This is a genomic window from Streptomyces sp. NPDC026575 (genome assembly GCF_055567415.1).
Window position 1 is genome coordinate 37,451 of sequence record NZ_JBVHQM010000015.1, and the last position, 15,598, is coordinate 53,048.

The window sequence follows — 15,598 nt, forward strand, 5'->3', positions numbered from 1 at the left end:
GGTGCGTACTCCGTAGTGGGGTGGGACGAGGGGGTCAGAGGCGCTCGATGACGGTGGCGACGCCCATGCCGCCGCCGACGCAGAGGGTGGCCAGGCCGTAGCGCTTGTCCTGCCGCTCCAGCTCGTCGATCAGGGTGCCCAGGATCATCGCGCCGGTGGCGCCGAGGGGGTGGCCCAGGGCGATCGCGCCGCCGTTGACGTTGACCTTGTCCAGGCTCAGGCCCATGTCCTTGACGAAGCGCAGCACCACGGCGGCGAATGCCTCGTTGATCTCGACCAGGTCGATGTCGTCGATGGTCAGGCCGGCCTTGGCCAGGGCCTTGCGGCTGGCGGGGGCGGGGCCGGTGAGCATGATCGTCGGCTCGGAGCCGGAGACCGCGGCGGAGAGGATGCGGGCCCGGGGGGGCAGGCCGTAGCGCTCGCCGACCTCCTTGGAGCCGATGGCGACGAGGGCCGCGCCGTCCACGATGCCGGAGGAGTTGCCGGCGTGGTGGACATGGTCGATCTTCTCGACCCAGTGGTACTTCTGCAGGGCGACGGCGTCAAAGCCGCCGGCGTCGCCGATGGCGGCGAAGGACGGCTTGAGGCCGGCGAGCGAGTCGGCGGTGGTGCCGGGGCGCATGTGCTCGTCGTGGTCGAGGACGACCAGGCCGTTGCGGTCGCGCACCGGGACGACGGAGCGCTCGAAGCGGCCGTCCTTCCATGCCTCGGCGGCGCGCTCCTGCGACAGCGCGGCGAACTCGTCGACATCGCGCCGCCCGTAGCCCTCGATGGTGGCGATGAGGTCGGCGCTGATGCCCTGGGGGACGAAGCCGGTGTCGAAGTTGGTCATCGGGTCGGCGAACCAGGCGCCGCCGTCGGAGGCCATCGGGACCCGCGACATGGACTCGACACCGCCGGCCAGGACCAGGTCCTCCCAGCCCGAACGCACCTTGGCCGCGGCCATGTTGACGGCCTCCAGACCGGAGGCACAGAAGCGGTTCTCCTGGACGCCGGCGACGGTGTCGGGCAGTCCGGCGGCGATCGCGGCGATCCGGGCGATGTCGGAGCCCTGGTCGCCGACCGGCCCGACGACGCCGAGCACGATGTCGTCGATGGCGGCCGGGTCGAGCCCGGGGAAGCGCCGGCGGACTTCGTGGATCAGGCCGACGACCAGGTCGATCGGCTTGGTGCCGTGCAGTGCGCCATTGGCCTTGCCGCGGCCGCGCGGGGTGCGGATCGCATCGTAAACATACGCTTCGGTACTCACTGGGTAAGCGCCTTTCGAGAGGACACAGCGGGAGGACACAGCAGGAGGGTCAGCCGAGCAGGGAGCGACCGATGATCTCCTTCATGATCTCGGTCGTCCCGCCGTAGATGGTCTGGATGCGGCCGTCGGTGAATGCCTTGGCGACGCGGTACTCGGTCATATAGCCGTATCCGCCGTGGAGTTGCAGACAGCGGTCGGCAACGCGCTTTTGGAGTTCGGTGGCCCACCACTTGGCCATGGAGGCGTGCACGGCGTCGAGCGTGCCGTCCGAGTGATCGGCGATGCAGCGGTCGAGGAAGGCGCGGGTGACGGCGCACTCCGTGGCCATCTCGGCGATTTCGAAGCGGATGTGCTGGAGCTTGGCCAGCGGCCGCCCGAATGCCTCGCGCTCCTTGACGTACTGCGTGGTGATCTCCAGCAGATGCTCGGCGCCGGCGATCCCGGCGACGGCTATGCCCATGCGCTCCTGCGCGAGGTTGGTCATCAGATGGATGAACGCGCCGTTCAGCTCACCGAGGAGGTTCTCCTTGGGAACCCGTACGTCGTGGAAGAACAGCTCGGCGGTGTCCTGGGACTTCTGGCCGATCTTGTCGAGGTTGCGGCCGCGTTCGAAGCCGTCCGTACCGCGCTCGACGACGAGCAGCGACAGCCCGTGCGCACCGCCCTCCGGTGTGGTCTTGGCGACGACGATGACGAGGTCGGCGAGGATGCCGTTGGAGATGAAGGTCTTGGAGCCGTTCAGCAGCCAGTGGTCGCCCCGGTCCTCGGCGGTGGTGCGGATGCCCTGCAGGTCGGAGCCGGCGCCGGGCTCGGTCATGGCGATGGCGGTGATGATCTCGCCGCTGCAGAAGCCGGGCAGCCAGCGGCGCTTCTGCTCGTCGGTGGCGAGCGAGGTCAGATAGGGGCCGATGATGTCGTTGTGCAGCCCCAGCGCGAGCCCGGCGGCCCCGGCGCGGGTGAACTCCTCGGCGAGGACGGCGCTGTAGCGGAAGTCGGCGTTGCCCCCGCCGCCGTACTCCTCGGGCACCGCCAGGCCCAGCAGTCCCTGCCTGCCGGCCGCCCGCCAGGCATCGCGGCTGACGATGCCGTCCTTCTCCCACTGCTCGTAGTGCGGCGTCACCTCCTTGGCGAGGAAGGTGCGCACCGTCGCTCGGAAAGCCTCATGGTCCTCGGTGTAAAGCTGGCGCTGCACGCTACTTTCCCTTCGGGGCATCGTTCTGAGGCGGCTGGGCTCTTCTGCCGGGCGTCCGGGGGTTGTCCCCCGGGAGATGCGGCATCTGGGCGTTCATCTCTGCGGGCCCTCCTCAGAGCCGGTTCTGGACGGTTTCGATCGGCTGGGCGGGCCGGGGTCCCGCCGGGTGGACGTCGAGCATCGCCACGCCCGCGTCCCGGTACGCCGCGATCCGCTCCCGGTGGTGTTCCTCGGGCCCGTACGGAGGTCACGGGCCGCGACGGCGCCGAGGCCGGACGGTTCGACGGCGGCGGCCGCTTCGGCGGCCTGGTGCGGACCGGCCGCGCACTGGAGCGTGGTGGACGGTTCCATCAGCCGGCGGCATCCCTCTGCTCGGCGCGGGCCGGGCCGGCGGCCGGGGTGCCGGCGCGGTCGGCCGGCGGCTGGGCGAGGAGGCCGGGGGCCTGCCAGTCGCGGGCGATCTCCTCGGTGTCCGCGCCGGGCCGGGCGGGCGGTCTGCGGACCGCGCCCGGAGTGTGCGAGAAGCGGGGCGCGGGCGCGGGCTGGGTGATTCCGCCGTGGTCGACGAAGGTGCCGCGGGCGGCGAGGTGCGGGTGCCGCGGGGCCTCGCGCAGCGAGAGCACGGGCGCCACGCAGGCGTCGGACTCCTGGAAGACCTCGGTCCACTCCTGCCGCGTACGGGTCTTGAAGCGGGCGGCGATGGCGGTGCGCAGCTCGCCCCAGGCGGCGAGGTCGTCCCGTCCGGGCGCCTCCTGCTCGATCCCCAGCAGCCGGATGAACTCGCCGTAGAACCGCTGCTCCAGAGCGCCGACCGCCATATAGCCGCCGTCGGCGGTCTCGTAGGCGCCGTAGAAGGGCGTCCCGCCGTCCAGGAGGTTCGCGCCGCGCCGGTCCTGCCAGCCGCCGGCCGCCAGCATGCCGTGGATCATCGCCGTCAGATGGGCCGTGCCGTCGACGATCGCGGCGTCCACGACCTGGCCCTTTCCGCCGTCGGAGCGGGCGTGCTGAAGGGCGGCGAGGACACCGATGACGAGATAGAGCGATCCGCCGGCGTAGTCGCCGAGGAGGTTGGCCGGGATGGCGGGCGGGCCGTCCGGCGAGCCGATCATGCCGAGGGCGCCGGTGATGGCGATATAGCCGATGTCGTGTCCCGCGGTGTCGGCCAGCGGGCCCTGCTGCCCCCAGCCGGTCATCCGTCCGTAGACCAGCCGGGGGTTGCGTGCGAGGCACTCCTGCGGACCCACGCCGAGCCGCTCGGCCACACCGGGGCGGTACCCCTCCACCAGCACATCGGCGCGCTCGGCCAGCTCCAGTACCTGCGCCACGCCCTCGGGTGTCTTCAGGTCGACCAGCACCGAGCGCTTGTTGCGGTTGGTGACGTCGTAGGCCGGATCGATGCTCAGCCCCGCGCCTCCCGGCCGGTCGACGCGGACGACGTCGGCGCCGAGGTCGGCCAGCAGCATGGCCGCGAACGGGCCGGGGCCGATGCCCGCGAGTTCGACCACCCGCACCCCGCTCAGCGGGCCGTTGTCCGGCTCTGTCATCGCGCCCCATGCCCTTCCGCACTGTGACACTTCTGATGTAACACTCGTGATGTTAAGAACGTGTTCCACTTTCCACAAGCCCCCGAACCAAGTGGTACTCGCCAAAAAGGCCCGTGCCGGCGATGCTCAACTGCCATCGCCGCCACGGGCCTTTGCGCGCCTGCTGCCGCTGCGCCGCTATCCCCCGTCGAGCCCGGCGATGATCTTCGCCGGGGCTATCCCGCGCAGGGGCTCCGCCGCCCCGTCGCAGCGCGTCCCGGCGAGCCCGCGCCGGAGGCCGAGCCCGTACCGGAGCCCGAGCCCGAGTCCGAGCGCGCGCTCCCGCGCCGCCGCCGGATCCGCCGCCTTCGCCATGCGCTCCTCCACGTCCGTTCCCCGTACGGCACCGCGTCTGTCGCGCGCGGGCCGACCCACGCATCCCACGCTAACGGCGAGCACTGACAACGGCCCGCGCAGCGCCGGACGCCCGGCCGACGGAGCGACGAACGGCGTCACCCCGAGTCCGGCGACGCCTCCCCGGCGGCGGAGCCGGCCGGCGCCCCCGGCGCGACGGCCTCCGCCTCGCCGGCCGCCGGCACGAGGTGGTCGTCGGGCGCCTGGCGGTCCAGCAGCCTCCCCAGGCGCTGGGGGACGTTGCCTCCCACCAGGAGGATGACGACGAGCGTCAGCCCGAAGGTGAGCACGGCCAACGCCCTCCCCAGGGGCATGCCCTCGGCCAGATGGGCGCCGAGCACGGGGGCGACCGCTCCGCCCAGGGCCCCGACGTTGTAGACGAAGCCCAGCGACGCGGCGCGGCGCGCGGTCGGGAAGTGGCCGGCGAGGTACTTCGGCAGGATGCCGGAGATGCCCTGGCTGAGCGCGAGCAGGACGAACAGCAGCACACCGAGCGCCGGCAGGCTGTCGTGCACCGCGAAGACCGGGAAGACGAAGACGAGCGAGGCCAGCAGCGTGCCCGCGTAGGCGCGCCGGGTACCGAACCGGTCACCGACATAGCCGGCCAGCCAGCAGCCCGCCATGGTGCCGAAGCCGGCGTAGAACATCACGTCGGTGACCTGGGCGGGGGTGTACCCCAGGCCGGTCTTGAGGTAGGTGGGCAACAGGGCCTGGATGGGCCAGCTGTAGAGGAAGGCGCAGAACACCGTCGCCATCAGGGACACATACAGCAGCCACCCCCGGCGGCCGCCGAGCTGCGCGGCGAAGGCGATCAGGCAGAGCGCCGCAACGCCCGCCAGCCAGGGAACGCTCCCCGTCCCGATCGGAGTGAAGACGCAGAACAGGGCGATCGAGGCACCCGCCGCGAGGACGCCGTTCGCCCACGACCGGATGCGGCCGGTGAAGAGCGGCCGGAACGGATTCGGACGCTGCTCCGAGGGTCCCGTGGTGGCACCGATCTCCCTCTTCCAGTCCCCGGCCTCCGGCAGCGACCGGCGCACCCACAGGGCGACGAGGACGGGCAGCACGCCGATCCAGAACATCCAGCGCCAGCCCCACTGGGGAACGACCCACTTGTACAGCTCGGCCGCGAGGACGGTACCGCCCGCATAGCCGGAGATCAGGAACCCGGAAGCGCGGTTGCGCCATCGGGTGGGCCAGCTCTCCAGGACGTAGGTCACGCTGGCGCTGTACTCCCCGGCCATGCCCAGGCCGATCACCAGCCGGGCGACGAACAGGCTGGTGTACCCCCAGGCGAACCCGCAGGCGAAGGTGCCGAGCGAGTAGAGCAGGATGCTGGCGATCATGGCGGTCCTGCGGCCGTGGCGGTCGCCCAGCGCACCCAGGACGGCACCGCCCAGCCATCGGGTGATGAAGGCTCCCGAGATGAGGGAGGCGGCGGTGGCGGTGCTCAGCCGGAAGTCGTCGGCGATTTCGGTCAGCACGAGGGTGATCAGCACGAAGTCGAAACCGTCGAGGAGGTAGCCGATCCAGGCGCCGGCCATCGCCTTCCACTGCCTCGGCGTGACCTCGCGGTACCAGCTCCGTGCCCTGTCCGGGGTCTCCATGGGGCGCTTGCTCACGGCAACCCGGCCTCCTCCTGCAGTGGGCGGGCGGTTCGGCGTGTGTCGGCGTGTGTCGGCGTCGAAGCTGACCCGGCCGCTGCCGGATCCGGACATGGGACGTCCCATGTCATCGGTGCTCACGGCGAATCTGGCCCGACCCCGACGCCCTGTCAAGACCGCACACCGGCCCCGGCCCGCCACGGGGGAACCACGGCGGCGGATGGGGCCAATGGGGGCCACCGGGCCGATCGTTGACGCGTCGACGGCAACTGCTTAGGGTCCGGACACCAGGTCAACAGGGCGGTCGAGAGGATGCGGGATGCGACGGCAGGACACCTCCGGACGGGCGTATGACCTCGTTCTGTACGGGGCGACCGGTTTCACCGGCACACTGACCGCCCGGTATCTGGCCGAGCACGCCCCCAAGGACTGCCGCTGGGCGCTGGCCGGACGCAACCTCGCCAAACTGGAGCAACTGCGCGACCGGCTGGCGGAGATCGACCCGGCCTGCGCCGACCTGCCCCTGCTGCGCGCCGACAGCGGCGACCCGGACGCCCTGCGCGCGCTCGCCGCCGACACCCGGGTGCTGGCGACCACGGTCGGGCCGTATCTGCTCCACGGTGAACCGCTGGTCGCCGCCTGCGCGGCCGCCGGCACCGACTATCTCGACCTGTGCGGAGAGCCCGAGTTCGTCGACCGGATGTACGTCCGGCACGACGCGGCGGCCCGCGCGTCGGGCGCCCGCCTCGTCCACGCCAGCGGGTTCGACTCCGTTCCGCACGACCTGGGGGTGCACTACACGGTGGGGCTGCTCCCCGAGGGTGTCCCCCTGCGCATCGACGGCTTCGTACGCACCAACGCCACGTTCTCCGGCGGCACGCTGTCCTCCTCGCTGACCGCCGTGTCACGCCCCGTCGCGATGGCGCGGGCCGCCCGCGCCAGGCGGCGGGTCGAGCCGCGACCGGCCGGACGTACGGTCCGGGCACCGTTCGGGGCACCGGTCAAGAGCGCCGAGACGGGCACCTGGGGTGTGCCGTTGCCGACCCTCGACCCCCAGGTCATCGCCCGCTCGGCCGCCGCGCTGGACCGTTACGGGCCCGACTTCCGCTACCGCCACTACGCCGGCGTGCGGCGGCTGCCGATCGCCGTCGGCGGGGCGCTGGGGATGGGCGCCGTGTGTGCGCTGGCGCAGCTGCCGCCCGCCCGGCGCTGGCTGTCGGGCCGTCTGGAGCCGGGCGACGGCCCGAGCCCGGAGCGCCGGGCGCGCAGCTGGTTCACGGTGCGCTTCGTCGCCTCCGGTGGCGGCGAGCGCGTGATCACCGAGGTGTCGGGCGGTGACCCCGGCTACGACGAGACGGCGAAGATGCTCGCCGAATCGGCGCTGAGCCTGGCCTTCGACGATCTCCCGGAGACCGCGGGCCAGGTGACGACCGCGGTGGCCATGGGGGACGCGCTGACGACCCGCCTCCAGAAGGCGGGCCTCACCTTCCGCGTGGTCCAGGAGCGGTAACTCGGCGCCCGGGCCCGGCGATGCCGTCGTCAGGCGCCGGCCAGCGCCTTGCGGCACAGCGCATCGGCGGCCCGGGTCGTCTCCGGGAGCCGGTAGGCCGCCGCCAGGCGGAGCGTGTGCGCGCAGGCCCGGTCGAGGTCGACGCGGTGCCCCACGGAGACGAAGACCGGTTTGACGCCCTCTTGGGTGCGCAGGGCACGTCCGACCTCCTCGTCGCCGTCCAGGAGCGGGGAGGTCGTACCGCGCTCGGGCCCCGGAGGCTCGTACCGGAAGGTGAAGGGGTTCTTGGCCACACCGATCGTGGGCAGCCCGGTCAGCACGCCCAGGTGGCTGGCGAGCCCGAAGCGGCGCGGGTGCGCCAGCCCGTATCCGTCGCAGACCACGAGGTCGGGGACGCGGCCGAGGCGGGCGAGGGCGTCGAGCACGGTCGGAATCTCACGGAACGCCAGCAGCCCCGGGACGTACGGGAAGGAGATCTGCCCGACGGCGGTGGCCTCGTCGACGACGGCGAGGGTACGGGCGTCCAGCGCGACGGCGGCCGCGGCGACCATATCGCGCTCGTCGTCGTAGGCGACGTCCACCCCGACCACGGTGCCCTCGAAGCCCGGCTCCGGCCCGGACTCGTCGAGCCGCACGTGGGACCGCAACCGGTCCTGGACCGCGCGCGCCTGGGCTTCGTCGGTCGGCCAGTGCCGCAGTTCCTCGTCGCAGGAGATCGTTCGGGAAGTGTCCATGGTGTCCACCACGCTACCGAACCGGTGATCGAACCGATGCGCTGTCAGTGGCGCTCGGTACGGTGATGGATGTGCCCGACGCTCTCCACGAACTCGATGCCACCGACCTCGCCGCCCGGTTACGCCGTCGCGAGATCTCCGCCCGGGAGGTGGTCCAGGCTCATCTGGACCGCATCGCCCAGGTCAACCCGGCCGTCAATGCCATCGTCACCCTCGACCCCGAGGGCGCCCTCGCCGCCGCGGCGCAGGCCGACGAACGCTTGGCGCGGGGCGCCGCCGTTCCGCCCCTGCACGGTCTGCCGATCGCGTTCAAGGACACCCATCTCACCCGCGGTATGCGCACCACCTTCGGCTCACCGCTCTTCGCCGACCACATCCCCGACGAGGACGACCTCGTGGTCGACCGGCTGCAGCGGGCCGGCGCCATCCGCCTGGGCAAGACCAACGTCCCCGAGTTCGCCGCCGGTTCGCACACCTTCAACCCGGTCTTCGGCACCACCCGCAATCCGTACGACACCACGCGCTCGGCGGGCGGCAGTAGTGGCGGCGCCGCCGCGGCGCTCGCGACCGGGATGCAGCCGCTCGCCGACGGCAGCGACATGGGCGGCTCGCTGCGCAACCCCGCGTCCTTCTGCAACGTGGTCGGTCTGCGGCCGACGCCGGGCCGCGTCCCACCGCACCCGGGCGGCAACCTCTGGAACACCCTGGCCGTCCCCGGCCCCATGGGGCGGACCGTCGCCGACACCGCGCTGCTGCTGTCGGCGATGGCCGGCCCGGATCCGCGCTGTCCCATCAGCCTGGAGACCCCCGGCGACGCCTTCCGGGTACCGCTCGACCGCGAGCTGCGCGGACTGCGCGTGGCCTGGGCACCCGACCTCGGCGGACACGCCCCGGCCGATCCGGACGTCCTCGCCGTTCTGGAGCCCGCGCTGAGCGTCCTGGAAGAGCTCGGCTGCCATGTGGACGCGGCCTGCCCGGACCTCACCGGGGCCGACGAGACCTTCCGTACGCTGCGGGCGCACAGCTTCGATCTGGCGCTCGGCGATCTGCTCGACTCCGACCGGCAGGCGCTCAAGCCCAGCCTCGTCTGGAACATCGAGCAGGGCCGCCGCCTGACCGCGGCCGATCTCAAGGCCGCCACCGCGGCCCGGAGCCGACTGCACCTCGACGTGGTCGACTTCTTCTCCCGGTACGACCTCCTCCTGGCCCCGGTCAGCCAGGTCACGCCGTTCGACGCGGAGCTGGAGTATCCGAGGGAGGTCGCGGGCCGCCCCACGCACACGTATCTGGACTGGATGCGGTCCGCCTACCTGATCACCGTCCTCGGTGTGCCCGCCCTCTCGGTCCCCGCGGGGTTCACTCCGGGTGGTCTGCCGGTGGGGTTGCAGTTCATCGGTGCGCCGCGCGCCGATCTCGCCGTCCTCCAGGCCGGCCATGCGTATGAGCAGGCGACACACCACGGGCGGCGCCGTCCCGAACCGCCCATAGGGTGATCCGCCGCCCGCCCGGCCGCTCACGGGCGCCCCACGAGCCTCCGGTCGCTGCCGTCACACATGCTCTGGCCTGCGTCTTCCCGGTCGGGAGGGCGCGCACCCGGTGAGCGGGGCCTGCTCTATATTGCAGCCATGTTCGTATTGGAACTGACCTACACCGCGCCCCTCGAACGCGTCGACGCCGCCCTTGCCGAGCATGTGGAGTGGCTGCGGAAGGAGTACGACGCCGGGCATTTCATCGCGGCCGGCCGCAAGGTCCCGCGTGACGGGGGCGTGATCCTGGCCGCCGGGATGGACCGGGCGGCCGTGGAGCGGATCGTGGCCGAGGACCCGTTCACCCTTGCCGGGGTGTGCGAGTACCGGATCACCGAGTTCGTGGCGACGACGACCGCACCGGCACTGGAGACGTACCGGGAGCAGCTGCCTTCCTAGGCGCCTCGCTCCGCAGCACCCGTGGGTCCCGTTGGACTGAGCGGGCGCGGGCTCGGTTCGCCGGGCTCGGGCGCAACGGGCCACCGTCCCCCGTTGCGCCAGTAACCCTGGATCTCCTCCAGTTGGCGCCCCTTGGTCTCCGGCGCCGTGGCGGAGGCGAAGATCAGAGCGGCGAGGGCGAGGGCACCGAGGCCCGCGAACGTTGCGGCCGCGCCGGCCCAGGCCATCAGCGAGGGGAAGAACTGGGCGATCAGGAGGTTGGCTACCAGGTCGGCGGTGAGCATCACCGACGCCCCGGTGGAGCGCAGTTGGGCGGGGAACGCCTCGCTCGCATAGACCCAGATCAGCGAGCCGAAGCCGAAGTTGAAGGCGGCGGTGAACAGGAGGATGGCGCCGAAGCCGATCCAGGTCGTGGCACCGCTCAGCTCCCCCGTCCCGAAGACCGCGGTCAGCACCGCGAGCATCATGACCATCGTGCCGATACCGCACAGCAGCACCACGCGGCGGCCGAGCCGGTCGATGACGAGGATGGCGAGAACCGTCGCGGCCAGAGAGGCGAGCTGCACGAAGGACGGCAGCAGGAAGTTCTGGCCGTCGCCCGTGAAACCCATCTCCTCGAAGATCTGCGGGCTGTAGTAGGTCACGGCGTTGATGCCGGTGATCTGGCAGAAGAAGCCGAGGCCGACGACGAAGAACGCGGCTCGGGCGTACGGCTTGCGCAGCAGCGAGCGCGCCGATCCGCCGCTCTCCTCGGCGAGCGCGGCGCCCACGGCCGCGACCTCCGCACGCGGATCGACGTCCGGATCGGTCATCGCCATGACCTCGACGGCTCGCTCCGTGCGGCCCTTGAGGACGTACCAGCGCGGGGTGTCCGGCAGCCGGAGCAACGGGATCAGGACGAGCGCCGCCGGGAGCGCGGAGAGGCCGAGCATCCAGCGCCAGTGGCCGCCGCCGGACAGGCCCCAGTTGACGAAGTACGTGATGACGATGCCGGCGACCGTGGCCACCTGATAGGCGGCGACGGAGGCGCCCCGGATCCGTGCCGGGGTCGATTCGGCGACATAGAGCGGGGCGGCGACGATCGAGATGCCGATGGCGACGCCCAGCAGGAACCGGACGAGGTCCAGCACGACGACGTTGGGCGCGAGGGCGGAGAGGGCGACGAACACGGCGTAGGAGCCCGCGACGATCAGCATCGCGGCCTTGCGGCCCAGGGCGTCCGCGAGCTTGCCGCCGATCAGCGCACCCACGATGGAGCCGCACACCAGGATGCTGTTGACCAGGCCCTTCTCGACCTCGGTGAGGTGGAAGTCCCTGCTCAGGAAGACCAGGGCACCGGAGATGCTGCCGGTGTCGTAGCCGTAGATGACGCCGACGACGGCGCCGGTGAGCGCGAACAGTCTGCCGGTGCGGCGGGCGGCCGGCGATGAGGGTGGCGGGGGCGTCGCGGAGAGCGTGGCAATGGACATGCGAGGTCCTTTGTACGGCGGAGCGGTCTACTGCACGACCGACCGATCTGCGTGAGCGCATGAGCACATGATTGCTTGATTGATCTTGCGAATATCCAGCCTCTTTCACGCAGCTGTCAACAGCTGACTTCTACCCCGTCACGCGCCCCCCACCTCCGCGCCCACCACATGCACACCCTCACAGCAGACCAGCAGCGCCCCCCACCAGCATCGACCCACCACCCCTCCCTCTGGCGCATCCACCCATACGAGGGATGGATCGCGAGCAGGATTCTGCGTACAGTCGATTGCAATGAAGCCAAAAGTTGCAGTTTCACGCAGCATGACAGGCATCGCGGCACAGGACGATCCAGATCCTTTTCAGGCATCACGGGAGGGCGGTCATGAACGAGACCTCGTACATGGAGCAGGAGCTGCACAGTCAGCCGGAGACCTGGCGGGAGGCCGCGCGGATCGGAGCGGCGGTCGGCACGCTGCCCGCCGCGGGGCAGCGGGTCGCCGTGATCGGTTGCGGCACTTCATGGTTCATGGCGCAGTCGTACGCGGCACTGCGCGAGGGGGCCGGGCTGGGCGTGACGGACCCCTTCGCCGCCTCCGAGGCATTCCTCGGCAGCGACCGCGGCTATGACGCGGTGGTGGCGATCACCCGATCGGGCACCACGACCGAGGTGCTGCGCGTGCTCGACGCGGTCAAGGGCCGCATCCCGACGGTGACGATCATCGGCGACCCCGAGACGCCGGCAACCGCGATCTCCGACGAGACGGTCGCGCTGCCCTTCGCCGACGAGAAGTCGGTGGTGCAGACCCGCTTCGCGACGACGGCGCTCACACTGCTGCGCGCGCATCTGGGCGAGGACGTCTCTCGTGCGGTGACCGACGCCCGGGAGGCGTTGGCCGCGCCGTTGGACAAGGAGTGGGTGGACGCCGAGCAGTTCTCGTTCCTGGGCACCGGCTGGACCTTCGGCCTCGCCAATGAGGCGGCGCTCAAGATGCGGGAGGCATCGCAGAGTTGGACGGAGTCCTACCCCGCGATGGAGTACCGCCACGGTCCGATCGCGATAGCCGCCCCCGGCCGGGTGACCTGGCTTTTCGGCCGGGCACCGGAGGGGTTGGAGGCCGATGTGGTGCGGACCGGTGCGCGCTTTGTATGCCACGCCCGCGATCCGCTGGCCGATCTGGTGCTGGTGCAGCGGGTTGCGCTGGAACGGGCCCGCGCCCGCGGCCTGGACCCGGACAACCCGCGCAGCCTGACCCGTTCGGTGATGCTTGAGGCGCCGGCCGCCTCCTAGCCCCTGCCTCCGCCCCGCACGCCAATCCACCCCGCACGCAAGGGAGTCAGCGCGCCATGCCCCTCGTTTCCACCTCATCCATCGTCGACGCCGCGCGGGAGGCCCGGGTCGGCGCGGCGGCCTTCAACGTCATCCATCTGGAAACCGCCGAGGCGCTGGTCACCGCCGCCGAGCGCACCGGCATCCCGCTGATCCTGCAGATCAGCGAGAACTGCGTCCGCTACCACGGCAGTCTGCTGCCGATCACCCGCGCCACCCTCGCCCTCGCCGAGGACTCCGCCGCCCCGATCGCGGTACACCTCGACCACATCACCGATGCGGACCTGGTCCGCCAGGGCATCAGGGCCGGAGTGGGGTCGGTCATGGTGGACGCCTCCGCGCTCCCGTACGAGGAGAACGTCGCCATGACCGCCGAACTCACCGCCTGGTGCCATGAGCGGGGCGCCTATGTCGAGGCGGAGCTCGGCGAGGTCGGTGGCAAGGACGGTGTGCACGCACCGGGGGTACGCACGAACCCGGCCGAGGCCCTGGCCTTCGTCCGTGCCACCGGTGTGGACGCCCTCGCGGTGGCCGTCGGCTCGTCGCATGCCATGCACGAGCGCACGGCGGTGCTCGACAAGGACCTCATCAGGGCGCTGCACACCACCCTGCCGGTGCCGTTGGTGCTCCACGGCTCTTCCGGAGTGCCGGACGAGGAGCTGCGCCGTGCCATCGCCGCCGGAATGACGAAGATCAATATCTCCACTCATCTGGTCTCCGTCTTCACCCACTCGATACGCCAGACACTGGGCGCGGATCCGTCGCTGGTCGACTCCCGGAAGTATGTGAAGCCGGCCCGCGAGGCAGTGGCCGAGGAGGCCGCGAGGCTGCTGGGCGTGCTGGGCACTCCGGCGACGGTTCCACTCCAGTACGCGACCCAGGCACCGGCTCGGGGGTGAACCGGCGGGCACCGCCCACGCCTGCAGGGAGGAGAACGAGGTGGAGGACGGGGCGCCCACCGGGCGTCACGGAGGCCGAAGGAAACGAATTAGGCTCGCGCCATGAAGCGCCATGAACGGATGAACGCACTGCTAGAGCTGCTCGGGGACCGGGGTCGAGTAGACGTCGAGGAGGCGGCGACCGCTCTGGAGGTCTCGGCCGCCACGATGCGGCGCGACATGGACGCCCTCGCCGAGCAGCAGCTGCTGACCCGCACCCGGGGCGGGGCGGTGCTCAGCTCGGTGGCGTACGACCTGCCGATCCGCTACAAGCACGCTCACCGGTCGGAGGAGAAGGAGGCGGTGGCGAAGGCCGCGGCGAAGCTGGTCGAGCGGGGGGATGTGGTCGGTCTGAGCGGTGGCACGACGACCACGGCGATCGCCCGGGTGCTGGCCACCCGCCCGGACTTCGCCGAGGCGGGACCGCAGCCGCATCTGACCATCGTCACCAACTCCCTCAACATCGCCAATGAGCTGGCCGTGCGGCCGCAGATCAAGATCGTGCTCACGGGCGGGGTGGCGCACTCGCGGTCGTTCGAACTCGTCGGTCCGTTCAGCGAGTTGGTACTTCAGCAGATCTCGATCGATATCGCGTTCATCGGGGCGAACGGGGTGGACCCGCTAATGGGGGCCACGGTGCACGATGAGGCGGAGGCCCGGGTCAACCGCCTCATGGCCGAACGCGCCCGGCGTGCCGTCGTCGTCGCGGACTCGTCGAAGATCGGCGAGCGGTGCTTCGCCCGGGTCGGCGATGCGGATGTCTTCGACACCTTCATCACGGACGGCGGCGCGAAGGAGGCGACGCGACGCGAGTTCGCCGACCGGGGACTGAAAGTGGTGACGGCACGCCCGTCCGCCGCCGAGTAGGGCTCTGGACTTGCCCCGTACTGGGCCCCGTACCGGCTCCGGGCCGGCTCCCTGCCGGCGCCGCACTGGCTCCGTCCGCACCGTGCGCAATCGCGGAATCCACGAAGGTCGCCCGGTCCAGATGTCGGCGCACTGGTCGACGCACTGGTCGACGCACTGAGCGTCGCCATGGAGCGCTGGGGGTGGTGGGACGGGCCCGTGGAATGTGTGCGAGCCGGCCCGCCGGGCATGGGGCCGTCGCCACGTCGATGAGAGGGAGCCGGTGGGGCGAGTGGCGGTGGCGACACCTGAGAGGGGGCGATCGGACGGCTAGCGGTTTGCCCCGCTTTCGTATATTTCGCTAGCGTCCCATCCGGTATCAAAAAGGTCGCTCTTGTGTCGCACTTGTGTCCCCATGTGGCACCCGAGGCTGATTTCGTCATGCGGGTGTGGACAATGGGGAATGAACGTGCGAGGCCGATACGGGTTTCGCAGGGGGAGTCTGAGTCTGAGTTTCTCTCGGGGGAGATGACGTGCGGAAGTTTCTGGCCATAGCGCTGGCAGCAGTGGCATGCAGCGCCTCACTGACACTGACCACCGCCGCGGAAGCGGCCGCCGCCGACCAGCCGCCGCGGTGCGTCAAGGTGCGGAAGTACTTCAACCAGGACGGGAAGCGGTACGTGCGCCTGGCGAATCTGTGCGCGGTGCGCACCGCGTGCTTCACCGTCGTCGTCCCCTACCACAAGGATCCGCGGGGCCGCCTCCCCCGGGGCGAGACGCGGAACGTCCCCTACGGCAAGACGGCAACGACGCCGCGGGCGCTGTACGTGAAGAACGTCTCGTGCTGAACAGCCCCGCCGTCGAGC

At 71.2% G+C, this 15,598-nt stretch carries 14 protein-coding genes; 7 read left to right on the forward strand and 7 right to left on the reverse strand.

Translation table 11 applies throughout. The features are described 5' to 3' along the window. Positions 1-34: 34 nt before the first annotated feature. From ACZ4NB_RS21525 to ACZ4NB_RS21545, 5 genes are all read right to left on the reverse strand, one after another. A complete protein-coding gene (locus ACZ4NB_RS21525) occupies positions 35-1,249 on the reverse strand; it encodes an acetyl-CoA C-acetyltransferase (RefSeq protein WP_467663736.1) in 1,215 nt (404 codons plus the stop codon). 49 nt (positions 1,250-1,298) lie between these two features. Beyond that, positions 1,299-2,441 carry an acyl-CoA dehydrogenase family protein gene (locus tag ACZ4NB_RS21530; protein WP_467663738.1) on the reverse strand — a complete coding sequence of 381 codons (1,143 nt, stop codon included), beginning with the start codon at positions 2,439-2,441 and terminating at the stop codon, positions 1,299-1,301. Positions 2,442-2,791: 350 nt separating this feature from the next. Further along, the gene (locus ACZ4NB_RS21535; protein WP_467663740.1) at positions 2,792-3,985 is read right to left on the reverse strand and encodes a CaiB/BaiF CoA transferase family protein; all 1,194 of its coding nucleotides are present in this window, start codon (positions 3,983-3,985) and stop codon (positions 2,792-2,794) included. Positions 3,986-4,162: 177 nt separating this feature from the next. Next, the gene (locus ACZ4NB_RS21540; protein WP_467663742.1) at positions 4,163-4,339 is read right to left on the reverse strand and encodes a hypothetical protein; all 177 of its coding nucleotides are present in this window, start codon (positions 4,337-4,339) and stop codon (positions 4,163-4,165) included. A 137-nt stretch (positions 4,340-4,476) separates the two neighbouring features. Beyond that, positions 4,477-5,985: a sialate:H+ symport family MFS transporter gene (locus ACZ4NB_RS21545; RefSeq protein ID WP_467664025.1), complete on the reverse strand. Its 1,509-nt coding sequence runs from the start codon at positions 5,983-5,985 to the stop codon at positions 4,477-4,479. 316 nt (positions 5,986-6,301) lie between these two features. Here ACZ4NB_RS21545 and ACZ4NB_RS21550 point away from each other — a divergent pair, with 316 nt between their 5' ends. After that, positions 6,302-7,492, forward strand: coding sequence for a saccharopine dehydrogenase family protein (locus ACZ4NB_RS21550; protein ID WP_467663744.1), 1,191 nt, complete (start codon positions 6,302-6,304; stop codon positions 7,490-7,492). 29 nt (positions 7,493-7,521) lie between these two features. On the opposite strand, the gene ACZ4NB_RS21555 is transcribed toward ACZ4NB_RS21550, so the two are convergent. Next, complete coding sequence (locus ACZ4NB_RS21555; RefSeq protein ID WP_467663746.1) at positions 7,522-8,226, reverse strand: endonuclease V; 705 nt, start codon at positions 8,224-8,226, stop codon at positions 7,522-7,524. 65 nt (positions 8,227-8,291) lie between these two features. Here ACZ4NB_RS21555 and ACZ4NB_RS21560 point away from each other — a divergent pair, with 65 nt between their 5' ends. Both ACZ4NB_RS21560 and ACZ4NB_RS21565 read left to right on the forward strand, forming a co-directional pair. Continuing rightward, positions 8,292-9,719: an amidase gene (locus ACZ4NB_RS21560; RefSeq protein ID WP_467663748.1), complete on the forward strand. Its 1,428-nt coding sequence runs from the start codon at positions 8,292-8,294 to the stop codon at positions 9,717-9,719. A gap of 132 nt (positions 9,720-9,851) precedes the next feature. Then, positions 9,852-10,151 (forward strand): YciI family protein, encoded by a 300-nt coding sequence (locus ACZ4NB_RS21565; protein WP_467663750.1) that lies wholly within the window; start codon positions 9,852-9,854, stop codon positions 10,149-10,151. Here ACZ4NB_RS21565 and ACZ4NB_RS21570 read toward each other — a convergent pair. Beyond that, a complete protein-coding gene (locus tag ACZ4NB_RS21570; protein WP_467663751.1) occupies positions 10,148-11,620 on the reverse strand; it encodes a sugar porter family MFS transporter in 1,473 nt (490 codons plus the stop codon). The genes ACZ4NB_RS21565 and ACZ4NB_RS21570 overlap by 4 nt on opposite strands. Before the next feature lie 383 nt (positions 11,621-12,003). Here ACZ4NB_RS21570 and ACZ4NB_RS21575 point away from each other — a divergent pair, with 383 nt between their 5' ends. The 4 genes from ACZ4NB_RS21575 (at position 12,004) to ACZ4NB_RS21590 (ending at position 15,580) form a co-directional block, all read left to right on the forward strand. Further along, on the forward strand, positions 12,004-12,909 hold the full coding sequence (locus ACZ4NB_RS21575) for an SIS domain-containing protein (protein ID WP_467663753.1): 906 nt from the start codon (positions 12,004-12,006) through the stop codon (positions 12,907-12,909). Between the two features lie 56 nt (positions 12,910-12,965). Then, complete coding sequence (locus ACZ4NB_RS21580) at positions 12,966-13,847, forward strand: class II fructose-bisphosphate aldolase (RefSeq protein ID WP_467663755.1); 882 nt, start codon at positions 12,966-12,968, stop codon at positions 13,845-13,847. Between the two features lie 102 nt (positions 13,848-13,949). After that, entirely contained in the window at positions 13,950-14,753 is an 804-nt protein-coding gene (locus tag ACZ4NB_RS21585; RefSeq protein ID WP_467663757.1) for a DeoR/GlpR family DNA-binding transcription regulator, read from the forward strand. A gap of 512 nt (positions 14,754-15,265) precedes the next feature. After that, the gene (locus ACZ4NB_RS21590) at positions 15,266-15,580 is read left to right on the forward strand and encodes a hypothetical protein (protein ID WP_467663758.1); all 315 of its coding nucleotides are present in this window, start codon (positions 15,266-15,268) and stop codon (positions 15,578-15,580) included. The last annotated feature ends 18 nt before the right edge of the window (positions 15,581-15,598 follow it).

Coding starts and splice junctions, on each gene's coding strand:
- ACZ4NB_RS21535 (WP_467663740.1), bottom strand. CDS start 3,985: ATGACAGAGCCGGACAACGGCCCGCTGAGCGGGGTGCGGGTGGTCGAA.
- ACZ4NB_RS21540 (WP_467663742.1), bottom strand. CDS start 4,339: ATGGCGAAGGCGGCGGATCCGGCGGCGGCGCGGGAGCGCGCGCTCGGA.
- ACZ4NB_RS21545 (WP_467664025.1), bottom strand. CDS start 5,985: ATGGAGACCCCGGACAGGGCACGGAGCTGGTACCGCGAGGTCACGCCG.
- ACZ4NB_RS21550 (WP_467663744.1), top strand. CDS start 6,302: ATGCGACGGCAGGACACCTCCGGACGGGCGTATGACCTCGTTCTGTAC.
- ACZ4NB_RS21555 (WP_467663746.1), bottom strand. CDS start 8,226: ATGGACACTTCCCGAACGATCTCCTGCGACGAGGAACTGCGGCACTGG.
- ACZ4NB_RS21560 (WP_467663748.1), top strand. CDS start 8,292: ATGGATGTGCCCGACGCTCTCCACGAACTCGATGCCACCGACCTCGCC.
- ACZ4NB_RS21565 (WP_467663750.1), top strand. CDS start 9,852: ATGTTCGTATTGGAACTGACCTACACCGCGCCCCTCGAACGCGTCGAC.
- ACZ4NB_RS21570 (WP_467663751.1), bottom strand. CDS start 11,620: ATGTCCATTGCCACGCTCTCCGCGACGCCCCCGCCACCCTCATCGCCG.
- ACZ4NB_RS21575 (WP_467663753.1), top strand. CDS start 12,004: ATGAACGAGACCTCGTACATGGAGCAGGAGCTGCACAGTCAGCCGGAG.
- ACZ4NB_RS21580 (WP_467663755.1), top strand. CDS start 12,966: ATGCCCCTCGTTTCCACCTCATCCATCGTCGACGCCGCGCGGGAGGCC.
- ACZ4NB_RS21585 (WP_467663757.1), top strand. CDS start 13,950: ATGAAGCGCCATGAACGGATGAACGCACTGCTAGAGCTGCTCGGGGAC.